Here is a 23861-nt window from a genome sequence, read left to right on the forward strand (position 1 = left end):
GTCCAAATATCAGGTTTTGGTGACGTTCAGCAATGCATCACGCGGCTCCGCAGCCGCTTGGCTCGGACGGTTAACCAGAAAAAGCCCAGCAATTACAAGGACCGCAGCGGCCCCGAATGCCAGGCTCAGGGTGTCGTGCATGATGAAATAGCTACCGACCACGCCAAACAAAGGGGTGATGAAGGTAAAAGCCGACAATTTGCTGGCCGAGTAGGTCTTCACCAGCGCGAACCAAAGCGTGAACGTGGTTCCCACCACCCAGATCGCCTGGAACGCCATCAGGCCGAGCGATAGCGGCGCCGGCATGTGCGTGATCGATTCGCCAAACAGCCAGGCCGCCATCCCCAGAATCGGGATCGAGGTGGCGACCTGATAGCCCAGCGCCTTCTCGGGCGCGGCGAAGCGCAGCCGCGTGCCCTTGGCAACCAGCGTCGTCGCGGCCCACAGCGCGGCGCCGCCGACGATCATGAGGTCGCCGAGCAGAACATGCGAATCGACATTGGGCTGCGGCACGCCGATCGCAAGCGCCACACCGGCAAAGCTGATGGCCAGGCCCAGCCATTGCGAGCCGCCGAGACGCTCGCCAAGCACCTGATAGGAGCCGAGCGCGACGAAGAACGGCGCCGTGTAAAGGAACACCACCGCACGCGAAGCAGACGTGAGACGCAGCCCCTGGAAGATCAACACGAACTCGATGCCGAACATCAGCCCGGCGATCAGGCCGGGCTTCCAGGTGCCGTCGCGTTCGAAGAAATTGACGCCACGCAGGGTGCCGATGATGAACAGCACCGGTAGCGCGCCCATCGAGCGGATGGTGGCCTGGAGCATCGGCGGAATGTCCAGCAGCACCAGCTTCACCGCGATCTGGTTGAACCCCCAAGTCAGGCACAGCATGAGCATCAGGGCAATGGCGCCGGCACTGAGGGGGCGTGCGGCGGAGGGCACGATTTGAGCTGAGGACATTTCTTCCCGAATACCGGCTTTGCGCCGTTGTTGGTCTATGCAGTCTTCTGACAATGGGTGCAGACGCCCGTGATCTCCACCACAGACAATTTGGGGGCAAAGCCCGAGGCGCGCGCGGCCGCGTTGAGATCCCCGGCAAAGGACGCCGAAGGGATCTCGCCGACGAGGCCACAGCGCTCGCAGATCAGGAACGCCACAGCCGAGGTCGCATCGTGATCATGGGCGGCGCAGGCGAGATAGGCATTGCGGCTCTCGATGCGATGCACGAGGCCGTTGGCCATCAGGAAATCGAGGGCACGATAGACCGTGATCGGCGCCGGCCGCGCCATCGATTTTGCCAGTTCGCCGATCACCTCATAGGCACCTAGCGGGCGGTGGCTGGAAAGCAAGGCTCCCAGCACCTGTCGGCGGATTGGCGTGAATTTCTGCGCGCGCTGCTCGCAGACGGCCTCGGCATGCGCGAGCGCATCCGCGGTGCAGCGGCGGTGATCGTGATCGGGCGCGGGAAATACCGGGTTTGCGAGGGTCATGCGGCCGATCTTTTAGCATTTCGGCCCGGGAACCCAAAGCACGACACTGCAAACGGCTGCCAGCCATGCCCGCGCTGCGGGACAGCCACCCGCTAATCCGCCATGAAATAATCATAAGCTTGCTTATGATATCTCCTGCTTATTGGAGACCAAACTCATGACCCGCGGGTCTGTCGACCAGAACTTCCTGTTCACGCTCGCCGAGCTCTACCGCCTGCTGCGCGTCTATGCCGACAAGGAGGCCTCGCGGTTCGGCATCACCCGCGCGCAATGGGCCGTGCTGGCCAAGGTCGAGCGCAGCGAGGGCATGAAGCAGTCGGAGCTCGCCGAACTGCTCGAGGTGCAGCCGATCACGCTGACGCGCATGATCGACAAGCTCTGCGACAACGACTGGCTCGAGCGGCGTAGCGACGCCTCGGACCGCCGCGTCAAGCGCCTCTATTTGAAGAAGGCCGGCCGGCAGCTGCTCGGCCGGATGACCGGGCTCAGGTCCGAGATCACCGCCAACGCGCTCGGCGGCATCAATCCGGCGGATGCCCACCGTCTCCTCACCCAGCTCGAAACCATCAAGGAAAACGTGCGGACCGCGATCCAGGCCAGCGGGGCGGAACAAGCGCGTAAGGAGCAGCGCTATGGCTGATCAGATTCTCAAGTTCCAGCCCGAGCAGAAGAGCGACGGCGGCAAGCCGGCCAAGAAGGCCGGCTCCGATCCGCGCCGCCGCCTGGTGGCGGGCCTGCGCCGCTATCGCCGTTTCCTGTTGCTGGTCGTGCTGCCGGTCGTCGTCGCCATCGGCGGCCTCACCTTCTATCTCAATGGCGGACGCTATGTCGGCACCGACGACGCCTATGTCGGCGCGCAGAAGGTGCTGGTGACGCCCGACATCTCCGGCAAGATCCAGAAGGTGGTCGTGAAGGAGGGCCAGCTCGTCAAGCAGGGCGACGTGCTGTTCGAGATCGATCCCGTGCCGTTCCGCCTCGCGGTGGACGAAGCCAGAGCACAGCTGACGCAGGCGCAGACGACCTATGAAAACCTGCGCGCCAACATCAAGATCTATGGCGACATGCTAAACCTCGCCCAGCAGGGCGTCGATCTGAAGCAGCGCGACGTCGAGCGCAAGCAGGCGCTGGTAAAGAACAATTACGGCTCGCAGCTCGACCTCGACAACGCCTCGAACGCGCTGGTCACGTCCGGATCCGTGGCGCAATACGTCAGGCAGCAGCTCTCGACGGCGAAGACCCAACTGCTCGGCGATCCCGACCTGCCGCTGGAAAGATTCCCGGCCTATGCGGAGGCCAAGGCCAAGCTCGACAACGCCGAGCGCAATCTCAACCATACCGTGGTGCGTGCCTCAATGGGCGGCGTGGCGACGCAAGTGGAGCAGATCCAGCTCGGCCGCTACGTCGCTGTCGGCACGCCGGTGTTCTCGATCATCGACGTGGCCCATCCCTGGGTCGACGCAAATCCCAAAGAGAGCGACCTCACTTACGTCACTGAGGGACAACCCGTCACGCTCGAGGTCGATGCGTTCCCGAACCACGTCTTCAAGGGCAAGATCGGCTCGCTCTCGCCCGGTACCGGTGCGCAGTTCGCGATCCTGCCGCCGCAGAATGCCACCGGCAACTTCGTCAAGGTGGTGCAGCGCGTGCCGATCCGGATCTATTTCGACGAGACCGACAAATATGTGCGGAAGCTGAAAGCCGGCATGAGCGTCTATGCGACCATCGACACCGGACACAAGCGCTCGCTGGCCGGCCTGTTCGGCCTGTCGGCGACTGCGGGCCAGGACAAAGACCAAGACTAAGAAAAGACCGAGCTAGAGACTGCGACAAGGACTGATCCGATGTCCGACGCCAATGCCAGCCTGATGGTCCCCGGCCTGCGCCGAAACATGGTGACGATCTGCGCCATGACCGCGACCATCATGCAGGCGCTGGACACCACCATCGCCAACGTCGCCCTGCCATACATGCAGGGCAGCCTGTCGGCTTCGCAGGACCAGATCAACTGGGTGCTGACCTCCTATATCGTCGCCGCAGCGATCATGACGGCGCCGGTGGGCTGGATCGCCAACCGCTTCGGCCGCAAGCGCATCTTCATCATCTGCGCGGCCGGCTTCACCATGGCCTCGGTGCTGTGCGGCCTCGCGCAGGACATCAACCAGATGGTGCTGTTCCGCCTGCTGCAGGGGGTGTTTGGCGCGGCCCTGGTGCCGCTATCGCAATCGGTCATGCTCGACTACTACACGCTCCAGGAGCGCGCCAAGGCGATGGCGATCTGGGGCATGGGCGTGATGATGGGCCCGATCATGGGGCCCTCACTCGGAGCCTGGTTGACAGAGACCTATTCCTGGCACTGGGTCTTCTTCGTCAATCTGCCCTTCGGCGCCATTACCGTACTCGGCCTCATCGTCTTCATGGATGAGACCGACAGGAATCTCAGCCTCAGATTCGACTGGTTCGGTTTCGCCGCGCTTGCGGTCGCGATCGGCGCACTTCAGCTCGCGCTCGACCGCGGCGAGCAATTGGGCTGGCTGGAATCCAACGAGATCGTCGCGGAGTTCATCGTCTCCGCCGCCGCCTTCTACTTCTTCCTCGCGCACTCCTTCACGACGTCGACGCCGTTCATCCGCTTCGCGCTGTTCCGGGATCGCAACTTCGTCACCGGCTGCGTGTTCATGATCGTGATGGGGCTCGTACTGTTCTCGACCATGGCGCTGGCCTCGCCCTACATGCAGAACGTTATCGGCTATCCCATCATCACCGCCGGCCTGCTGCTGGCGAGCCGCGGCTTGGGCACCTTCTTCGCCATGATGCTGGTCGGCCGCATGATGCGCTATGTCGAGGCGCGCACGCTGATCATCGCCGGGCTGGCGCTGACCGCCGGCTCGCTGTTCCAGATGACCGGCTGGACCGACCTGACCCAGGTGCCGGAGATCGTCACCGTCAGCGTCATCCAGGGTTTTGGCTTCGGCCTCGTCTTCGTGCCGCTCTCGACCGTGGCGTTCCTGACGCTGTCGAACGAGCTGCGCACCGACGGCACCGCGATGCTGACCCTGATGCGCAACGTCGCAAGCTCGGTCGGCATTTCCATCGTGATCGCGCAATTGACGCAGGGCACGCGGTGGACCTACGCGATCCTCTCCGAGCACGTCAATCCGTTCAACCACGCACTGCAGATGCCCGGCGTCAGCGGCATCATCAATCTGTCCACCGACACCGGCCGCGCCATGGCCGACAGGATGGTCAGCGTGCAGGCGCAGATCATCGCCTTCTCCCATGATTACCAGCTGGTGATGATCTTCGTGCTCTTTACCCTGCCGCTCGCGTTGCTGATCGGCTCGACCAAGGCCACGCTGCGCAAGCAGGCGGCGGGGCCGGAGCATGCGGTGATGGAGTGACGCCCCAACCACCGTTTGTCGTCCCGGACAAGCGGAGAGCAGATCCGGGACCCATACCCCCAGGAAGACGTTGTTACGGGGATTCGGAGTTATCACTCTTGCAAGACCACTCCGTTCCGGGAGTATGGGTCCCGGATCGGCGCGCGCTTTGGGCGCGCTTGTCCGGGACGACACTGAATATGCGGCTTGCCCTATCCCAACAACTCCTCGCAGCCTAGATCGTCCACCGCCGCAAACACCCGCTCCAGATTGTTCCACCAGATTACCCGCGGGATGTCGATGCTCCACTGCCAGACCGGCCTCGTGATCTGCCAGAGCACCGCCCAGCGATAGTCGCGATCGAGCGCGCCGCGCGAATAGCCGGTGATGCCGCTTTCGATCAACGTATTGTGGTAGACATTGAGCAGCGGGCGTTCGAGTGCCTGCCGGCGTTCCGGATACCAATGCATGGCCATCATATAGGAGAGGTCGTGAGTCGGAACGTTGATGCTCCAAAGATCGAAATCGAAGATGCGCACGGTATCGGCAACGCCCGCGCGCGGCAGCAGGAAATTCCAGATATGAGCGTCGCCATGGGTGATGCTGAGATGACGGCGCGAATGGTAGCGCTGGGATAGCGGTTCCGACTGATCGATGAGACGGCGGTAGAGAATGCGCCGTTCTTCGCTGAGGCGATCACCGAGCAGATCGGCGAAACGATCGTAATGGCCGGCAAAGGTCTCCATACGCTGCGCGCTGTCCTCGGCGCTCGCCAGCGTGCCGACGGTGTCACCAAGATCGGGATGGTCCCACCATGCCGCATGCCAACGTGCGAGCGTCGTGACGATCGCAACCGCCTGACCGCGCGACGGCGGCAACGGCCATTGGGTCGCGGTTGCATGGCTGTCGGTGAGATCTTCGAGCAGAAGATGCCAGGCTAGGCTCCGCTCATCGAAATGCCCATCGAAGCAGCGCGGCACGAGTCCCGGCGGCATTCTCGGTGCGAGCTGCATGTAGTAGTCCACCTCGCGCCTGCCGCCATTGGCGAGGCGCTCGGCGAAGGCGGAATTGGGCATCTTGAGGATCAGCGACTGCGGAGCGCCGGCGGATTCGCCGACATAACGCAGGCCGAGACGGATGATATGCGACACGGCGGTGTCGCGCTGATGCAGCATCTTCACTTCGCGCACCGCGCCGGCGTCCAGCACGCCGCCCCGACGCAGCGCGGCCGTCAGTCGGGCGGGCTCAACGACCGCCGGCAATTGTGGAGATGTCATGAACCACGATGCCCCTATCCCGCGCCATACTGCACGATCACACTTCAGGGCACCAGCGGCGGAGCTGATGCCGGGCTCAAGCCGCCGCCGTCGAGTCGCGCACGGTTCGCACCACGACCGACCGCAGCTGTTCGAGATTGGCCGCCATCCCGGCGATCGCCTGCCTGACGTCCGCGGCGCGCTGGTTGACGGAGGCGGCGTCGCGGCTGACATCGCCGATCTTGGCCGAGACCTCCTTCGCCGCGGCGGCCGATTCGGAAATCGACCGCGAGATCTCCCGCGTCGCGGCATCCTGCTCTTCCATCGCGGCGGCGACCGAGGTCGCCACGCCGTCGATTTCGACGATGTGACCCCCCATGGCCTCGACGGAATCAACCGCGGCCTGTGTCGAGGCCTGGATCTCCGCAATCAGCCGCCCGATCTCCTCGGTGGATTTGGCGGTCTGGTCGGACAGGGATTTCACTTCGGCGGCGACCACCGCGAAGCCCCGGCCGGCTTCGCCGGCGCGCGCCGCCTCGATCGTGGCGTTGAGCGCGAGGAGGTTGGTCTGGCCCGCGATGCCGCCGATCAGGTCGGAGACCTCGGCGATCTTTTTCACCGACCCGGCCAGCGCCTGGATGGTCGAACGCGCCTGCTCGCGGCCGGCGACCGCCGATTTGGTGACGGTGCTGGTGCGTGCGACCTGGCTTGCGATCTCGCGGATCGAGGCGCTCAGTTCTTCGGCTGCGGCCGAGACGGCCTGCGAGCTGCCGAGGGCCTGCGTCGAGGCCGCCGCGACCGCCTGCGACTGCGCCGAGAGCGACTTCGCGATCTCCGACAGGCCGGAGGCGGCCCGCTCGACGCCTTGCGTCGCCGCGGTCGCGGTGTCGACCGAGCGGCCGGTCTCGCGCTCGACGGTTTCGGCCATCTGGTGCAGGGCGGAGCGCTTGGCAAGCGCTGCCTCCTGCTCCTGCCGCAACTGCTCCTCGCGCAGACGGGAATTCTCGACCGCCGCCTGCTTGAAGACCACAAGCGCGCCCGCCATCGAGCCGACCTCGTCCTGGCGGTGCGCGAACGGGATGTCGGCGGCGAGATCGCCGGTCGCGAGCTTCTGCATCGTGTCCGTCATGCGCACGATCGGACGCACCACGCCCAAAGCAACGCCGAGCAGCCCCGCGGCAATGAAGGCCAGGACGGCGGCGGAGACGCCGAGGAGGATATAGAGGATGGAGCTGTCGCGGTCCGCGGCCAGCTTCTCCATGGCGGCATTCTGCTTGTTGGCGTTCTCGACGATGCTGTCGATGACGGCGCGATGCGCGGTATAGGCCTCCTTGAGCTGCGCGTAGGCGCGCTCGGAAGCCGCCGCATCCTTGGCCTTGAGGGCCGGCAGAAGCTGGTCGGACGCCTTCCAGAATTTCTGCACCTCGGCATCGGACTTCGACACCAGCGCGGTCTTGAGGTCGGCTGAGAGGCTGGAGGAGACCCAGAACGCCTTGCGTTCGTCGTAATCCTTGCGGAGCTGGACCAGGCGTTCGCCATGGGCGGCCAGCTGGTCCAGCTCGCGCATGGCCAGGGTCGCCTCGAGATAGGCTTCGATGACGTATTCCGGCGGCGGCAGGATGTCGGCGATGAGGTCGTTGCCGAGCTTGATGTCGGAATAGAGCGGGCCGCCGACCTTGAGCTCGCGCAGCGCATAGAGGCTGGTGGAAACAACCGCAGCAAAGCCGATGGCAAGGACGATCCCGAAAGCGATGATCGCGGCCGACAATGACAGACGAATCTTCATGAAATAATCCAGGGCGCGCGCTGAAACCGCGAGGAGCCTAGATCAATATGGTAAATGCGGGATTGCCCTGCGGGAAAGTCTCCGAAAGAAAGGCTCCGAAACGCTACGGGAATTGAGCGTCGATCACTCGGATTTGGGTCAGCGGGACTGACGCACAGGCGAGCATGGAGACGATCAGGCCTGATGCAAGGCAGCGCCGATCGCGGTTGCGCTGGATAGGAAACGTGGTGCCGACGACCTGGCGCCGTCGGCACATTTCGCTCAGACTTCGAAGAACACTGTCTCGTCGTCGCCCTGGAGATGCAGGTCGAGCCGGTAAACCGCCTTGCCGGCCTCGCGCACCGCCGTCAGCGTGGCGCGGCGGTCAGCCGGGACCAGCGCCAGCACGGGATCGGCCGCGTTGCCGGCCTCGTCGCTGAAATAGATGCGGGTGTAGAGATGCCGCAGCATGCCGCGGCCGAACACCGCAAGCAGGATGTGCGGCGCCTGCGGCTTGCCGTCGGGATCCGGCACCACGCCCGGCTTGATGGTGTCGAAGGCGTAGTTGCCGTCCTTGTCGGTGCCGCAGCGGGCAAAGCCGCGGAAACTCGCATTCGGCAGCGCACGCTTGTCCTGCGGGTCGGCGAAGCGTCCCTGCGCATCCGGCTGCCAGATCTCCAGCATGCAATCCGGCACGGCAACGCCGTCGCCATCGAACACGCGGCCCTCGATACGGATGCGGTCGCCCGACACGTCGGGGGTCAGCGTCGAGTTGGTGAACGCGTCGTTCCAGGCGTATTCGCCGGTCGGCGTCAGGCCGTATTTGAAGAACGGACCGACGGTCTGCGATGGGGTGATACCGTCAGGCTTCACAGACTCTTGCACTTTAGTGGTTCTCCATAGGCGTAGCGTTCTTGCCGCGCAGCACGATGTCAAAGCGGTAGCACAGCGCCCATTCGGGCTTTGTGTTCTCGAGATCGAACGAGGAAACCATCCGCGCCCGCGCCTTCTCGTCCGGCACCGAGTTGAAGATCGGGTCGAATGGGAACAGCGGATCGTTCGGGAAGTACATCTGCGTCACGAGGCGGGTGACGAAGGAATGGCCGAACACCGACAAATGGATGTGCGCCGGCCGCCACGCATTGTGATGATTGCCCCAGGGATAGGCGCCCGGCTTGATGGTGACGAAACGGTAGTAACCGGACGCATCGCTCACGGTGCGGCCGGCGCCCGTAAAGTTCGGATCGAGCGGCGCCGGATGCTGGTCGCGGACATGGACGTAGCGGCCGCAGGAATTGGCCTGCCAGATCTCGACGAGCGAGTTCGGCACGCCGCGGCCGTCCTCGTCGCGCACATGGCCGTGGACGATGATGCGCTCGCCGATCGGCTCGCCACTGTGTTGGGTGGTGAGATCGTTGTCGCCCTCGCGCACGGTCTCATGGCCGTAGACCGGGCCGGTCAGCTCCGACAGGGTGTGGCGCATCGGAATCAAGGGCTTGTTCGGCGCGCGCTTGATCGAGCTCTTGTACTCGGGCGACAGCGGCAGCGGATGCGCCTTGTTGCTGTCGACGGGATAGATGAATGTCATGGGCGAACTCCTCCCCGGCCATTTCGGTCTGGCCAGTCAACGCTTCCGCCGATCATTATAGAATATAACTAATCTAGGGAAGCCGGTTTGGCAGGCGTCCCGCGCCCGGCAGGATCGCGCTATTTGATCGGCGGACGCGGCAGCACGGCCTCCCCCGCCTCCAGACGATAGGTGTGGTCGAGCGAGTACCAGGGCGCCGCAACATCACGTGCGGTGGGATGCGGCGTGTCGTGGCGCTGGAACTTGCCGATCAGCGCCTGCGTCACCCCGAACTGCACGTCGCTGTCGATATGCGGGTCGGCGGGATCGTAGACCTGCGAGATCAGCACCTTGAACCCGGGCTTGAAGATCAGGGCGTGCAGATGCGCGGGCCGGTAGGGATGCCGGCTCTGCGCCTCGAGCAGGCGGCCGACCACGCCATTGGTCGGAATGGGATAACCGACCATCATCACCGAACGAAACGAGAAGCGCCCATCCGCGTCGGTCGTGAACTTGCCACGCAGGTTCATGTCGGCCTGCTCGGGGTCCTGGTTCTCGTAGAGGCCGACCGGCGAGGCATGCCAGACATCGATCTCGGCGCCGGCGACGGGACGGCCGTCCCTGTCGACGACACGGGCGCTCACGAACAGCGGCGCGCCCGGCGTCTCGGAACGGACGATGGAGCCACCGTTCTCCACGCGCGGCGAGTTCAGCCGCCAGAACGGCCCAAGCAGCGACTGATCGGTTTCGGTATTGCCCTGATCGCCATTGTTGAGCAGGCACACCAGCGGCGAAACGCCGAGCGAGCCCGCCATCAGCACAACTTCATTATGCGTGTCGGTCGTCAGCTTGCCGAGCTCGGCGATGACGGCGGTCGCGTCGCGGAACTCTTTCTCGGTCAGGCGGACATCGCGGACGAAGGCGTGCAGGTGCTTGACGAGGGAGACCATGATCTCGCGCAGCCGTGGATCGGATGTCCGCTCCATCACCGCCAGCGCCGTGGCCGTGACGTCCTGCTCGCGCTCGATGATCATGGGACGGTCCCTTGAAGCAACAACAAACGCCGTCATTCCAGGACGATGCGACGCATCGCACTCTGGTGCGCAATTGCGCACCTGAGAATCTCGAGATCCCAGGTTCAGCCCTTTCGGGCTGTCCCGGGATGACGGGACGCTACGCGTCCCGTCAGTTCACCTTCTCGATCGCGACGGCCACACCCTGGCCGACGCCGACGCACATGGTGGCGAGCGCCAGCTTGCCACCGCGCTTCTCCATGCCGTGGACGGCGGTGAGCGCGAGGCGCGCGCCGCTCATGCCAAGGGGATGGCCGAGGGCGATGGCGCCGCCATGCGGATTGACGTAATCGGCATCATCAGGCACGCCGAGCTGGCGCATGCAGGCGATGCCTTGCGAGGCGAAGGCTTCGTTCAGCTCGATCAGGTCGAAATCGCTGATCTTCTTGCCGAGGCGTTCCATCAGCTTGCGGGTGGCCGGCACCGGGCCGATGCCCATGATGCGCGGCGGCACGCCGGCCGAGGCGAGCCCGAGGATGCGCGCCCGCGGCGTCAGGCCATGCTTCTTCACCGCAGCTTCCGAGGCCAGGATCATGGCGGCGGCACCATCATTGACGCCGGAGGCGTTGCCGGCCGTCACCGTTCCGGGATTGCGCACGATCGGCCTCAGCTTGGCGAGACCTTCCAGCGTGGTCTCGGGACGCGGATGCTCGTCCTTGTCGACCGTGATGGGGCCGGCCTTGCCGCCGGGAATGGTGATCGGGATGATCTCCTCGGCGAAATAGCCCGCCGCGATCGCCGCGCCGGCGCGCTGCTGCGAGCGGATGGCGAAGGCGTCCTGGTCGGCGCGCGAAACCTGGAATTCCTCGGCGACGTTCTCGCCGGTCTCGGGCATCGCGTCGACGCCGTACTGCGCCTTGAGCAGCGGATTGATGAAGCGCCAGCCGATGGTAGTGTCGAAGATTTCAGCCGAGCGCGAGAAGGCCTCCTGCGCCTTGCCCATCACGAAGGGCGCGCGGGTCATGGACTCGACGCCGCCGGCGATGGCGAGCTCGATCTCGCCGGAACGGATGGCACGCCCCGCAGCGCCGACGGCATCGAGGCCGGAGGCACAGAGCCGGTTCAGGGTCTGTCCGGGAACCGAATCCGGCAGGCCCGCGAGCAGCAGCGCCATGCGCGCGACGTTGCGGTTGTCCTCGCCGGCCTGGTTGGCGCAGCCGAAAAACACTTCGTCCACCTGCGCCCAATCGAGATTGGGGTGCTTTGCCATCAGCGCCTTGATGGGGGCGGCGGCCAGATCGTCGGCGCGCACCTTGGCGAGCGACCCGCCGAAACGGCCGATCGGGGTCCGCACGGCATCGCAGATAAAGACGTCACGCATCGTTGTTCTCCCTGAATGCCGCGGTTCGGCCAAATTCTTCAATGTCGGCGGAGTTTTAGGAGGGCGCCCGCGGCAGGTCAATTGACGGTTTCGCGGGTCAGACGTCATTCCGGGGCGCGCCATTTGGCGCGAACCCGGAATCCATTTATCGGCGTGACGTGCGGCCCGATGGATTCCGGGTCTGCGCCTGACGGCGCATCCCGGAATGACAGCGGAGAATGTGGCGACCGCTTCCGCACTGCGGACAACGTGGAAAACCTCTCCTCCCGGGCCAAAGCGATAGGAGCAGGAGGCGAAATTTTGTAGGTTGCGCCGCCCATGACGATGCAACAGCCGATACCTGTCCCGCCCCCCGAGGACACGCCCGCGCCGCAGGCCGAAGCCGCCGCGCGCATCACGCCGATGATGGAACAGTACCTCGAGATCAAGGCGGCGCATCAGGGCCTCCTGCTGTTCTACCGGATGGGCGACTTCTACGAGCTGTTCTTCGAGGACGCGGAGATCGCCTCGAAAACGCTCGGCATCGTCCTGACCAAGCGCGGCAAGCATCAGGGCGCGGATATCCCGATGTGCGGCGTGCCGGTCGAGCGCTCCGAGGATTACCTGCATCGCCTGATCTCGGCCGGCCACCGGGTCGCGGTCTGCGAGCAGACCGAGGATCCCGCCGCGGCCAAGGCGCGCGGCAACAAGAGCGTTGTGCGCCGCGGCGTGGTGCGGCTGGTGACGCCGGGCACGCTGACCGAGGACACGCTGCTCGACGCGCGCGCCAACAATTACCTGCTGGCGATCGCGCGTGCCCGCTCCTCCGCCGGCGGCGACCGCTTCGGCCTTGCCTGGATCGACATCTCGACCGCCGAATTCATGGTCACCGAAGTTTCGGGCGGCGAGCTCGCCGCCACGCTGGCGCGCATCAACCCGAACGAGGCGATCGTCACCGACGCCCTCTATAACGACAGCGAGCTCGGACAGACCCTGCGCGAGCTGCCGGCGGTGACGCCGCTGACCCGCGACGTATTCGACGGCGCGACCGCCGAGAAGCGGCTGTGCGACTACTTTGCCGTCGCGACCATGGACGGGCTCTCCCAGCTCACGCGCCTGGAGGCCACCGCCGCGGCCGCGGCAGTCACCTATGTCGACCGCACCCAGGTCGGCAAGCATCCGCCGCTGTCGCCGCCCGCGCGTGAGGCTTCCGGCGCGACCATGGCGATCGATCCGGCCACCCGTGCCAATCTCGAGCTGACGCGGACACTGGCCGGCGAGCGTCGCGGCTCGCTGCTCGACGCGATCGACTGCACGGTCACCTCGGCGGGTTCGCGCCTGCTCGCACAGCGTCTGGCGGCGCCGCTGACGGATGCCCCGGCGATCGCCCGCCGGCTCGACGCGGTCAGCGCCCTCGTTGCCGATTCCGCGGCACGCGAGGACATTCGCAGCATATTGCGCGGCGCGCCCGACATGTCGCGCGCATTGGCTCGGCTCTCGGTCGGCCGCGGCGGACCGCGCGACCTCGCCGGCATCCGCGACGGCGTCATCGCCGCCGACCAGGTGCTGACGCGGCTCTCCGAACTGGATGCGCCGCCGCAGGAGATCACGGCGGTGATGGCGGCGCTGCAAAGGCCGTCGCGCGAACTCGCATCCGAATTTGCCCGTGCGCTCGACGAGCAGCTGCCCCTGATCAAGCGCGACGGCGGCTTCGTGCGTCAGGGCTACGAGCCGGCGCTGGACGAAGCACGGAACCTGCGCGACGCCTCACGCCTCGTGGTGGCCTCGATGCAGGCGCGCTACGCCGACGCGACCTCCGTCAAGGCTCTGAAGATCCGCCACAACAACGTACTCGGCTATTTCGTCGAGGTCACCGCCCAGCACGGCGACAAGCTGATGTCGCCGCCGCTGAACGCCACCTTCATCCATCGCCAGACGCTGGCCGGGCAGGTGCGCTTCACAACCTCCGAGCTCGGCGAGATCGAAGCCAAGATCGCCAATGCCGGCGACCGCGCGCTCGGCCTCGAGCTCGAGATCTTCGAACGGCTCTGTGCAAAAGCGCTCGCGATCAGCGACGATCTGCGCGCCGCGGCGCAAGCTTTTGCGCTGCTCGACGTCGCGACGTCGCTGGCCAAGCTTGCTGTGGATGAGAACTATGTGCGGCCCGAGGTTGATGGCTCCCTCAGCTTTGCGATCGAGGCCGGCCGCCATCCCGTGGTCGAGCAGGCCCTGAAGCGCAACGGCGAGCCGTTCATCGCCAATGCCTGCGACCTGTCGCCTGCGCCGACGCAGAAGTCAGGCCAGCTCTGGCTGCTCACCGGCCCGAACATGGCCGGTAAATCGACCTTCCTGCGCCAGAATGCGCTGATTGCCTTGATGGCGCAGATCGGCAGCTTCGTGCCGGCCACGCGCGCGCGGATCGGCATCGTCGATCACCTGTTCTCGCGCGTCGGCGCCGCCGACGATCTCGCCCGCGGCCGCTCCACCTTCATGGTGGAGATGGTCGAGACCGCGGCGATCCTGAACCAGGCCGGCGAGCGCTCGCTCGTCATCCTCGACGAGATCGGCCGCGGCACCGCGACCTTCGACGGCCTCTCGATCGCCTGGGCCGCGATCGAGCATCTGCACGAGAGCAATCGCTGCCGAACGCTGTTCGCGACGCATTATCACGAGCTGACCGCACTCGCGGCCAAGCTGTCGCGGATGTTCAATGCGACGGTGCGGGTCAAGGAATGGCAGGGCAACGTCGTGTTCCTGCACGAGGTGCTGCCGGGCTCGGCCGACCGCTCCTACGGCATCCAGGTGGCGAAACTCGCCGGCCTGCCGCCGGCAGTGATCACACGCGCCAAATCCGTGCTCTCCAAGTTGGAGGCGCAGGACCGCGGCCAGACCGCGCGAGCCTTGGTGGACGACCTGCCGCTGTTCGCCGTGCCCTCGCGCGCCGCCGCGGAAGCCGCGCCGCCGACCGAAGCCGAGTTGCTGATGGAGGCGGTGAAGGCGCTGCACCCCGACGAAATGTCGCCGCGCGAAGCGCTGGACGCGCTCTATGCGTTGAGGGCCAGGCTGCCGAAGCAGTGATGGTGCGGGCCACGGCCCCTTTCAACAACTAGAGAATGCTGTCATGCTGAAGCATGGCCAAGCGCTCCACGACCATTCTTCCTCCTGCACTCTCCGACCGATTGGCTCAGTTGAAGGACCATCAAGGCTCGAATGCGGGACAGGAACTGAAGGAGGTTCTGGACGAATTGGCCCAGCTCCCGCCTGAGTCAATTGTAAGAGCCAGCAGCGAAATCGCTACCAGCGCCAGATTGGGCCGATGGCTTTCGCGAAACGCACCCATTCGCGTCGTGCCTCGTGCGCGCTTCAGCTTGCCTCTGTCCTGGAAGGTGTTCGCATTCGACCGCATCAAGGACGACCCACCATCGGAACGGGACCTTCTGAAAATCAACCCGGACTACGCCTGGCTATTCCTGTTTCATCCCAACGGACATATCTGAGAAGCGGCTCTCCGGCACATCAATGCGCCACCCCGATCACCATTTTTTCTTTCGGCGCTGGCATGGCGATTGAACGATTGGGTCGGGCAGGTCCGTTGGGCGGCAAAGTACTGCATCGAGCGCATTGGTGCTGGCGTCTCCCCCGAAATCGCAGCCGAGACCGGCCTCTATCTCCTCAGCCGCCGTCTGATTTGGGGGCGATGGCGCGACGAGGCGGAGACCCTTAATCGAATTCTTGCACGCGAGGACGTCATCGCGGCCATCGCCGATCGATTGCGGACGCGGACAAATGGGCCGATGGCTGCATGTCTCCGCAATGCACTTCAGCATCCAGGTATTGATCGACACTTGCCGATTCTCGCGGCCCAGGCAATTCAACCGGCCGTCAGAGCAATCGCGTACCAAAGCCTGATTTCGGGCAAAGCGCGATGGCAAACAGGATATGACTGGATCTGGGTCGACAGGGTCTACGGCCTGCGTAAACGTATCCCGACGTTCGAATCCCGCGAGCTTCTACGAGACCACGCAGCAGCCACGTACATCGCCAACGGCCTTCTCGACAAATCTGCCTTCGTGAGGAAGATTGTCGCCGATGCAATGATCGTAGCGCGCCCTCAGTTAACTCACGAAAGCGAGCTAGTCGCCCTCATCGCGGACGACCGCAGCCCGGCGGTGCGTTCGCGCGCGGACTTCATGCTCCGACATCCGCCACCGCGGAACGCAGGATAGGCCTACGCCCGCGACGCGATCGCCGCCGCTTCTGCCGCCGCGCGCTGCATGCTGGTCGACATCTCGTTCGTCACCGTGCTCTGCTCCTCGATCGCCGCGGCCGTCGAGGTGACGTATTCGCTGACATTGTTGATCGCCTGCTTGATCGAACCGAGCGCGCTGACGACGTCGCCGGAAATGCTGTTGAGGCTGCCGATCTCCTCGCCGATCTTGTCGGTGGCCTGCTTGGCCTGGTTGGCGAGGCTCTTGACCTCGGAGGCGACCACCGCGAAGCCGCGGCCGGCTTCGCCGGCGCGGGCCGACTCGATCGTGGCGTTGAGCGCAAGCAGGTTGATCTGCCCGGTGATGTTGTTGATCATCTCGACGATGCCGCTCATCGCCTGCGCGGCTTCGGTGAGGCGCTGGGCCTGAGCGTCGGCGGACGAAACCTGATCAACCGCGCTCATCGCGGTTTCGCGGGATTTGGTCATCGCCTCGGAGATTTCCCGCACCGAGGCGTTGAGCTCCTCCGAGCCGGCAGCGACCGATTCCATCATGCCGCGGACGCGCTCATTGCCCATGCGGACCAGCACTTGCCGCGTGGTGTCGGTGGCGTATTTCACGACCTTGAACGGCTTGCCGTTGAGATCGAGGATCGGGTTGTAGGAGGCCTGGATGTAGACCTCCTTGCCGCCCTTGCCGATGCGCTTGTATTCGGCCGCCTGGTATTCGCCGCGATTGAGCGCGGCCCAGAACTCGCGGTAGCCGGCGCCATCGCGCTCGCTGGGCTCGACGAACATACTGTGATGCTGGCCCTTGATCTCGGCCAGCGAATAGCCGAGCGCGCCGAGGAAGTTGGCGTTGGCGGTGATGATCGTGCCGTCCATGTTGAACTCGATCACGGCCTGGGCCTTGTCGATCGCGGCGATCTGGCCGGCAAGATCGGCATTCTTCAGCTTCTCCGCGGTCACGTCGGTTGCGAACTTGACGACCCCGTACGGCCTGCCGCTTTCGTCGAGCAGCGGATTGTAGGAGGCGAGAATCCAGACCTCGCGGCCGCCCTTGGCGATCCGCTTGAACTCGCCGGCCTGGTAGTCGCCGCGGTTGAGCGCGGCCCAGAATTCGCGATAGGCCGAGCTGTTGCGTTCGGCCTCGGTCACGAACAGGCTGTGGTGCTTGCCCTCGATCTCCGCCAGCGAGTAGCCGAGCGTCTTGCAGAAATTCTCGTTGGCCGTGACGACGGTGCCGTCGAGCTTGAATTCGATGACGGCCTGAGCGCGGCTGATGGCGGCGATCTTCGACGCATCCGTCATGCTCCGGATCTTCTTCGCAGTGATGTCGGTCGCAATCTTGGCGACCATCACCGCCTTGCCGTTGCCGTCGAGCACCGGATTGTAGGATGCTTCGATCCAGACCTCGCGGCCGTCCTTCGCGATCCGCTTGAACTCGCGCGCCTGATACTCGCCACGGTTCAATGCAGCCCAGAACGCCTTGTACTCGGCGGACTCGCGCTGGTCGGGCGGCACGAACATGGAGTGATGCTTGCCTTGAATTTCGTCGAGCCGATAGCCGAGGGCGTCGAGAAAGTTCTTGTTCGCCGTGATGATCGAGCCGTCGAGATTGAATTCGATCATGGCCTGCGAACGGCCGATGGCGTCGAGCCGTGCCTGTGCATCACTGTGGGACTTGCGACCGAACATCAAGGAATCTCCATCTCGAAATAGCGTGGACGGCTTGTGGGGGAAGTAACAATTGCAGCGGCATAGCCGTATTCAAATCGACAATTCCCGCGCGTCCCTGCACTCGGATGCAGCTCGGACGAGTTCGCGCTCACGGCAACGGACGCGGGTACGCTGGTTTATTCGTAGATGAAAAGCGCGAAGAAAGTTCTAATAGACCTGTCGGAAATCGGCTGGAACCAGAGCGATTCTGTGCGCATCGAAGATCAACGGCAATCGCGGCTGCGATTTGAAATGACGCATCTCGATCAATGGCTTGTGCGTGCGCCGCGCTGTGCTGGACATTTCTGGGCCCGCGTTTGCGCGACGCGATGACGCTCCGCTCCGTAGTCTCACGGAGACCGCGCCTTCCGCATGACGCGTCCACGCTGCCACAGCGTCAAGTTCCACAGCACGCAGGTTGCAAGGGCAAGAGAAAGACCTGTCGCCGATCCGAATTGCACCACCGCAATGTGCATGATGGCGATCGCCATGCCGAAGCCGAGCAATCCCCAGGCGGAGTTGGCAAGCACCGCGGCCGTCGGCGGGCCGCCGATTCGCGGGTGCAGGATCACCATCATGCTGGTGAACACGACCGGAAACAGCGCGATGATACCGCTGATCCGCGGGCCGACCCATCCTGACGTCGAGACCACGATGGCGACGAGGGTCGCAACCAGCAGAGCCCGCATCGGCACGTCGTACCAGCGGCGCGTCACCAGCGGCATTTTCACGTGGCGATACCGCGCCAGGAGCGGGATGCAGATGCCGAACGCGATCAGGTTGGCAGCAAGCCCCGCGGCGAGCGACCAGTCGAACCGGCGGATGATCGATGCAAGTACGATCCAGACCGCGACGGCGCTTCCACAACTCACCACGAGATTGTGCCGCTGCGACAGCACGACATAGGTGAGAGACATGAAAATCGTCGCCGCATTGACCGGCAGGCTCGCCAGCGCACCCTGCGCGATGAAGGCGGCGTCATGATCGATCGCGAGGAAGACGTAGGATGGACCGGCAGATACCGGCAGGGTCGCGACCAGCGCGCCGATCACAGGCCCCGCGCGTTCGGTGATGATCGACGCCGACACCACGAACGCCGCCGCGATCGCCATGCGCAGGAGCAGGAAGAGGATGAAGTGGAGGTCGAGGGACATTTTTGTTTTGTCGTCCCGGACAAGCGCAGCGCAGATCCGGGACCCATACTCACAGGCTTCGCTGTGTTAAGCAGTTTTGGTGGTCAGTTCGGCGATACAATCGGCGCTAGCGATTCTGGGTCCCGGCGTTCGCCGGGACGACACCAATTGTGGAGGAGCGACCTTCGCCCTACATCCGCTGCATCGACACCGAGACCTTCGGGCCGTTCTTGATGGTCTGATAGACCACGCAATAGCGCTCGGTGAGCTTGAGCAGCAGGTCGAGCTTGTCCTGCGGCGCGTCGGTGTCGACCTCGAAGCGCAAGCGGATCTCGGCGAAACCGACCGGAGTCTCCTTGTCGATGCCGAGCGTGCCGCGGAAGTCGAGATCGCCCTCGGCGTAGACGTTGCCGGTCTTGAGCGGCACCTCGATCGCGGTCGCGACCGACTTCAGCGTGACGCCGGCACAGGCGACCAGCGCTTCAAGAAGCATGTCGCCGGAGCAAAGCTCGAGGCCGGAACCGCCAGTGCCCGGATGCAGGCCGGCCATCGCGATGGCACGGCCGGTCTCGACCTTGCAGGCGATGCCTTCGCTGTCGGTGGAGCCCTTGGCCTTCAGCGTGATCAGCGCGGCCTTGGGATCGGCCTTGTAGCGCTCCTTGATTGGGGCCTGCATCTGGCGCAGTTGGACAGCGTCCATCTTGTTCTCTCCCGGCATGTCGTTCCTCACGAGCGGTATAGAAGACGGCCGGTTTCGTGTCAGCTCATGATTGATGGGACCTGCCATGAGCGACCGGAATCGAGCCAAAAACAAACGTATTTTCATGATGTTAGACTTGAATCACGAGCAGCGCCAGAGACTGTCCGATCTGCATGACCGAGCTCATCGGTCGCCGGCTTGCGAATGTCTCGTGACAGCGCCTGTCACCTCTTATATCCGGAGGGACATGGACAGCATCGCGACTGAGCAGAAGGCCGGGGCGGACGATCGTTTCGACACCGCGCGGATCACCGCCGCGGTCGATGCGCTTGCCGAACAGTATCAGGGACGCGAGGACGCGTTCCGCACGGCGATGGCGCAATTGCTCAAGGCGGAGCTTATCGCAGCGCGCGCCGCGGCGCAGGCGATCCTCTTGAAGGACCGCCACGGCCGGCGCTGCGCCGAGCGGCTGTGCCACGTGCAGGACGAGATCATCCGCATCCTGTATTCGGCAGCGACCCGCCATCTCTACCGCTCGCCGATCCCGAGCGGCGCCGAGCGCATGGCGGTGGTGGCCACGGGCGGCTATGGCCGCGGCCTGATGGCGCCGGAATCGGACATCGATCTGCTCTTCATCCTGCCCTACAAGCAGACCGCCTGGGGCGAGCAGGTCGCCGAGGCGATCCTCTATTGCCTATGGGACATGGGGCTGAAGGTCGGTCACGCCACCCGCTCGGTCGACGAATCGATCCGGCAGGCGCGCGGCGACATGACGATCCGCACTGCGATCCTGGAGACGCGCTTCCTCACCGGCGACAAGCCGCTCTATGAGGAGCTCGTCGAGCGCTTCGACAAGGAAGTCGTGCAGGGCACCGCGTCGGAATTCGTCACCGCAAAGCTCGCCGAGCGCGAGGAGCGGCACCGCCGCGGCGGCCAGTCGCGCTATCTGGTCGAGCCCAACGTCAAGGACGGCAAGGGAGCCTTGCGCGACCTGCATACTCTGTTCTGGATCGCCAAATACGTCTACCGGGTGCGCGATACCCACGAGCTGGTCGCGCGCGGCGTGTTCGACGCGCAGGAATACCGCACCTTCCGCCGCTGCGCCGATTTCCTCTGGTCGGTGCGCTGCAATCTGCATTTCTACTCTGGCCGCGCCGAGGAGCGCCTGTCCTTCGACCTCCAGCGCGAGATCGCCATACGCCTCGGCTACACCTCGCATCCCGGCATGCAGGACGTCGAGCGCTTCATGAAGCACTACTTCCTGGTCGCCAAGGAGGTCGGCAACCTCACCGCCATTCTCTGCGCCAAGCTCGAGGACCAGCAGGCCAAGCCTGCACCGGTGCTGAGCCGGATGATGGCGCGGCTGCGGCCGACCGCGGCGAAGCGGCGCGTCCCCGACAGCGACGACTTCATCGTCGACAACAACCGCATCAACGTCGCCGCACCGGACGTGTTCAAGCACGATCCGGTCAACCTGATCCGCATCTTCCGCCTCGCGCAGAAGAACAACCTCGCTTTCCACCCGGATGCAATGCGCGACGTCACGCGCTCGCTCGGCCTGATCAACGCGGGCTTGCGCGAAAATCCCGAGGCCAACCGGCTGTTCATGCAGATTCTGACCTCCGACAACGCGGAGATCGTGCTGCGGCGGATGAACGAAACCGGCGTGCTCGGCCACTTCATCCGCGCTTTCGGCAAGATCGTCTCGATGATGCAGTTCAATATGTATCATCACTACACCGTCGACGAGCACCTGATCCGCTGCATCGGCTTCCTCCAGGACATCGAGCGCGGCGGCATCGAGGAATTCGCCCTCGCCAGCGATCTCATGCGCAAGAGCCGGCCCGAGCACCGCGCGGTGATCTACATCGCGACATTGCTGCACGACGTCGCCAAGGGCAGGCCCGAGGATCACTCGATCGCCGGTGCGAAGGTCGCCCGACGGCTGTGCCCGCGGCTCGGCTTCAGTCCTGCCGACACCGAGCTCGTGGCGTGGCTGATCGAGGAGCATCTGACGATGTCCACGGTCGCGCAGTCGCGCGACCTCTCGGATCGCAAGACCATCGAGAATTTCGCCGCCGTGGTGCAGTCGGTCGAGCAGATGAAACTCTTGACCATCCTGACCACGGCCGACATCCGCGGCGTCGGCCCGGGCGTGTGGAACGGCTGGAAGGCGCAGCTCTTGCGCTCTCTATACTATGAGACGGAACCGGTGCTCACAGGCGGGTTCTCGGAGGTCGACCGGGGAAAACGTCTTGCGGCCGCGCACGCCGAATTCCGCATGGCCTTCGCCGAATGGCCGAAGGACGAGCTCGACGCCTATATCGCCCGGCACTATCCCGCCTACTGGCTCAAGGTCGAGCTGCCGCGCAAGATCCGCCACGCCCGCTTCGTCCGCTCCAGCGAGCAGGCCGGCCACAAGCTGGCGATCAATGTCGGCTTCGACGAGGTGCGCGGCGTCACCGAGCTGACGATCTTTGCCGCCGACCATCCCTGGCTGCTGTCGATCATCGCGGGCGCCTGTGCCTCGGCCGGAGCCAACATCGTCGATGCCCAGATCTACACCACGACCGACGGCCGCGCGCTCGACACGATCTCGATCTCCCGGGAATACGACCGCGACGAGGACGAGGGTCGGCGCGCCACGCGCATCGGCGAGATGATCGAAGACGTGCTGGAGGGCAAGCTGCGCCTGCCCGAAGCCGTGGCGCGGCGCACCGTCCGCAGCAAGGCGAAGCCGTTCGTGATCGAGCCGGAAGTGACCATCAACAACCAGTGGTCCGACCGTTACACCGTGATCGAGGTCTCGGGCCTCGACCGGCCCGGCCTGCTCTACGAGCTGACCACGGCCATCTCCAAGCTCAATCTCAACATCGCCTCGGCCCATGTCGCGACCTTCGGCGAGCGCGCGCGCGACGTGTTCTACGTCACCGACCTCCTGGGCGCACAGATCAACGCGCCGACGCGGCAGGCCGCGATCAAGAGCGCGCTGACCCGTGTCATGGCCGGCGACAAGGCGGTGCAGCCGGCGGCGTAATATCTGTCGTCATTCCGGGACCAGTCTGTCCCGACTCGTCATTCCGGGGCGATGCGGAGCATCGAACCCGGAATCCATCGAGCCACAGGTTGCGCGGATAAATGGATTCCGGGCTCGCGCTGCGCGCGCCCCGGAATGACGAAAGGAGAGATTGGCGCGCCCCCTTCAGACCTCCATCCCCTCATGCCGCAGCAGCCAGCGCTTGCGCTCCAGCCCGCCGCCGTACTTCACCAGCGAACCATCCGCGCCGATCAGGCGGTGACAGGGCAGCACCACGCTGATCGGGTTGGAGCCGTTGGCATGGCCAACCGCACGAACGGCCTTGGGCATGCCGATCCTTGCGGCGAGCGCGCCGTAGCTCAGCGTGGTACCCGCCGGGATTTGCGCAAGCGCGGTCCAGACCTTTTGCTGGAACGGCGTGCCGGCGATGCGCCATGCGATGGCCGAGAGCTGGCCGAGCTCGCCTTCGAAATAGCCGGAAAGCGCCGTCCGCATATCCGCGGGCGCAGGTTGATCTCTCAGATCCACGGCACCGTAATGCAGGCGCAACAGCCCGCGCATGCGATGCTCATAATCCTCCCAGTCGAGCGCGCGTAGCGCGCCGTCGACATCGGTCACGAGCAGCGCGATCCCGATCGGCGTCATCAGGCGATCGAGACCGAAGCTTACAGACGGGTTGGTTGATCGAGCGGGCATCGCGGCACCAGGCAATCGAAACACACCCATCGCACTTGCCATGCCGGCCGTGCTAACGTCCACCCGAAAGCTGACGCTTTTGGGGAGCTGACCTTGATCCTGATCGCCAATGTGCTGGTGGCGCTGGTCGCGGCACTGCACGTTTTCTTCCTGATCCTGGAGATGTTTCTCTGGGACAGGCCGCTGGGCCTCAAAGTGTTTCGGAATACGCCGGAGAAGGCCGAGATCACGAAAGTGTTGGCCGCCAATCAGGGCCTCTACAACGGCTTCCTCGCTGCCGGCCTGCTCTGGGGCCTCGTGCACGGCAATCCCGCCTTCGCGCTCCAGATCAAGGCGTTCTTCCTGCTTTGCGTGATCGTAGCCGGCGTCTATGGCGCGGCGACCGTCAGCACGCGGATTCTGATGGTGCAGGCGCTGCCGGCGGCGGTCGCGCTGGTTGCGTTGTTCTTGGCTTAGTTTCCGGCCTGAGACGCTACGGCGCAGCGCGGCGATCCTTGCGCCGCGGCGAACCTTCCTCCACAATCTTCGGCAGCGATGG

At 64.7% G+C, this 23861-nt stretch carries 20 protein-coding genes; 8 read left to right on the forward strand and 12 right to left on the reverse strand.

All coding sequences use genetic code 11. The features are described 5' to 3' along the window. Nucleotides 1-9: 9 nt before the first annotated feature. On the reverse strand, nt 10-963 hold the full coding sequence (locus EDE08_RS18845; protein WP_131870673.1) for a DMT family transporter: 954 nt from the start codon (nt 961-963) through the stop codon (nt 10-12). A 35-nt stretch (nt 964-998) separates the two neighbouring features. Continuing rightward, a complete protein-coding gene (locus EDE08_RS18850) occupies nt 999-1493 on the reverse strand; it encodes a Fur family transcriptional regulator (RefSeq protein WP_131870275.1) in 495 nt (164 codons plus the stop codon). 157 nt (nt 1494-1650) lie between these two features. On the opposite strand from EDE08_RS18850, the gene EDE08_RS18855 reads away from it, so the two are divergent. From EDE08_RS18855 to EDE08_RS18865, 3 genes are read left to right on the forward strand one after another with little or no spacing between them, the layout of a single operon-like run. Beyond that, nucleotides 1651-2133, forward strand: coding sequence for a MarR family winged helix-turn-helix transcriptional regulator (locus EDE08_RS18855; protein ID WP_131870276.1), 483 nt, complete (start codon nt 1651-1653; stop codon nt 2131-2133). Next, nucleotides 2126-3295: an HlyD family secretion protein gene (locus EDE08_RS18860; protein WP_131870277.1), complete on the forward strand. Its 1170-nt coding sequence runs from the start codon at nt 2126-2128 to the stop codon at nt 3293-3295. Before EDE08_RS18855 ends, EDE08_RS18860 begins: the two co-directional genes overlap by 8 nt. 39 nt (nt 3296-3334) lie before the next feature. Then, nucleotides 3335-4891: an MDR family MFS transporter gene (locus tag EDE08_RS18865; protein WP_131870278.1), complete on the forward strand. Its 1557-nt coding sequence runs from the start codon at nt 3335-3337 to the stop codon at nt 4889-4891. A gap of 191 nt (nt 4892-5082) precedes the next feature. On the opposite strand, the gene EDE08_RS18870 is transcribed toward EDE08_RS18865, so the two are convergent. From EDE08_RS18870 to pcaF, 6 genes are all read right to left on the reverse strand, one after another. Continuing rightward, a complete protein-coding gene (locus tag EDE08_RS18870) occupies nt 5083-6147 on the reverse strand; it encodes a phosphotransferase (protein ID WP_131870279.1) in 1065 nt (354 codons plus the stop codon). A 76-nt stretch (nt 6148-6223) separates the two neighbouring features. Then, nucleotides 6224-7912 carry a methyl-accepting chemotaxis protein gene (locus tag EDE08_RS18875; protein ID WP_131870280.1) on the reverse strand — a complete coding sequence of 563 codons (1689 nt, stop codon included), beginning with the start codon at nt 7910-7912 and terminating at the stop codon, nt 6224-6226. Between the two features lie 261 nt (nt 7913-8173). Then, nucleotides 8174-8776, reverse strand: coding sequence for a protocatechuate 3,4-dioxygenase subunit alpha (gene pcaG / locus EDE08_RS18880; RefSeq protein WP_131870281.1), 603 nt, complete (start codon nt 8774-8776; stop codon nt 8174-8176). Nucleotide 8777: 1 nt separating this feature from the next. Then, nucleotides 8778-9479, reverse strand: a complete 702-nt coding sequence (gene pcaH / locus EDE08_RS18885) for a protocatechuate 3,4-dioxygenase subunit beta (RefSeq protein ID WP_131870282.1) — start codon at nt 9477-9479, stop codon at nt 8778-8780. 119 nt (nt 9480-9598) lie between these two features. Continuing rightward, nucleotides 9599-10492: a dioxygenase family protein gene (locus EDE08_RS18890; protein ID WP_131870283.1), complete on the reverse strand. Its 894-nt coding sequence runs from the start codon at nt 10490-10492 to the stop codon at nt 9599-9601. Nucleotides 10493-10643: 151 nt separating this feature from the next. Next, nucleotides 10644-11852: a 3-oxoadipyl-CoA thiolase gene (gene pcaF, locus EDE08_RS18895; RefSeq protein ID WP_131870284.1), complete on the reverse strand. Its 1209-nt coding sequence runs from the start codon at nt 11850-11852 to the stop codon at nt 10644-10646. Between the two features lie 318 nt (nt 11853-12170). Here pcaF and mutS point away from each other — a divergent pair, with 318 nt between their 5' ends. From mutS to EDE08_RS18910, 3 genes are all read left to right on the forward strand, one after another. After that, nucleotides 12171-14909 carry a DNA mismatch repair protein MutS gene (mutS, locus tag EDE08_RS18900; protein ID WP_131870285.1) on the forward strand — a complete coding sequence of 913 codons (2739 nt, stop codon included), beginning with the start codon at nt 12171-12173 and terminating at the stop codon, nt 14907-14909. 53 nt (nt 14910-14962) lie between these two features. Next, nucleotides 14963-15328 (forward strand): hypothetical protein, encoded by a 366-nt coding sequence (locus tag EDE08_RS18905; protein ID WP_131870286.1) that lies wholly within the window; start codon nt 14963-14965, stop codon nt 15326-15328. Between the two features lie 69 nt (nt 15329-15397). After that, nucleotides 15398-16057: a hypothetical protein gene (locus tag EDE08_RS18910; RefSeq protein ID WP_131870287.1), complete on the forward strand. Its 660-nt coding sequence runs from the start codon at nt 15398-15400 to the stop codon at nt 16055-16057. 2 nt (nt 16058-16059) lie between these two features. Here EDE08_RS18910 and EDE08_RS18915 read toward each other — a convergent pair whose 3' ends face one another. The 3 genes from EDE08_RS18915 to EDE08_RS18925 all read right to left on the reverse strand — a co-directional run bounded on the left by EDE08_RS18915 (nt 16060) and on the right by EDE08_RS18925 (nt 19590). Next, entirely contained in the window at nt 16060-17736 is a 1677-nt protein-coding gene (locus EDE08_RS18915) for a methyl-accepting chemotaxis protein (protein WP_131870288.1), read from the reverse strand. Nucleotides 17737-18107: 371 nt separating this feature from the next. Next, nucleotides 18108-18911 (reverse strand): hypothetical protein, encoded by an 804-nt coding sequence (locus EDE08_RS18920; RefSeq protein ID WP_131870289.1) that lies wholly within the window; start codon nt 18909-18911, stop codon nt 18108-18110. A 169-nt stretch (nt 18912-19080) separates the two neighbouring features. Next, nucleotides 19081-19590 (reverse strand): OsmC family protein, encoded by a 510-nt coding sequence (locus EDE08_RS18925; RefSeq protein WP_131870290.1) that lies wholly within the window; start codon nt 19588-19590, stop codon nt 19081-19083. 247 nt (nt 19591-19837) lie between these two features. Here EDE08_RS18925 and EDE08_RS18930 point away from each other — a divergent pair, with 247 nt between their 5' ends. Next, nucleotides 19838-22627: a [protein-PII] uridylyltransferase gene (locus EDE08_RS18930; RefSeq protein WP_131870291.1), complete on the forward strand. Its 2790-nt coding sequence runs from the start codon at nt 19838-19840 to the stop codon at nt 22625-22627. A 165-nt stretch (nt 22628-22792) separates the two neighbouring features. Here EDE08_RS18930 and EDE08_RS18935 read toward each other — a convergent pair whose 3' ends face one another. Beyond that, nucleotides 22793-23323: a methylated-DNA--[protein]-cysteine S-methyltransferase gene (locus EDE08_RS18935; RefSeq protein ID WP_131870292.1), complete on the reverse strand. Its 531-nt coding sequence runs from the start codon at nt 23321-23323 to the stop codon at nt 22793-22795. Nucleotides 23324-23422: 99 nt separating this feature from the next. On the opposite strand from EDE08_RS18935, the gene EDE08_RS18940 reads away from it, so the two are divergent. Then, entirely contained in the window at nt 23423-23779 is a 357-nt protein-coding gene (locus EDE08_RS18940) for a DUF1304 domain-containing protein (protein ID WP_028176833.1), read from the forward strand. Nucleotides 23780-23861: the final 82 nt, after the last annotated feature.

The organism is Bradyrhizobium sp. R2.2-H (assembly GCF_004346455.1).
GTDB classification, from domain to species: domain Bacteria; phylum Pseudomonadota; class Alphaproteobacteria; order Rhizobiales; family Xanthobacteraceae; genus Bradyrhizobium; species Bradyrhizobium diversitatis.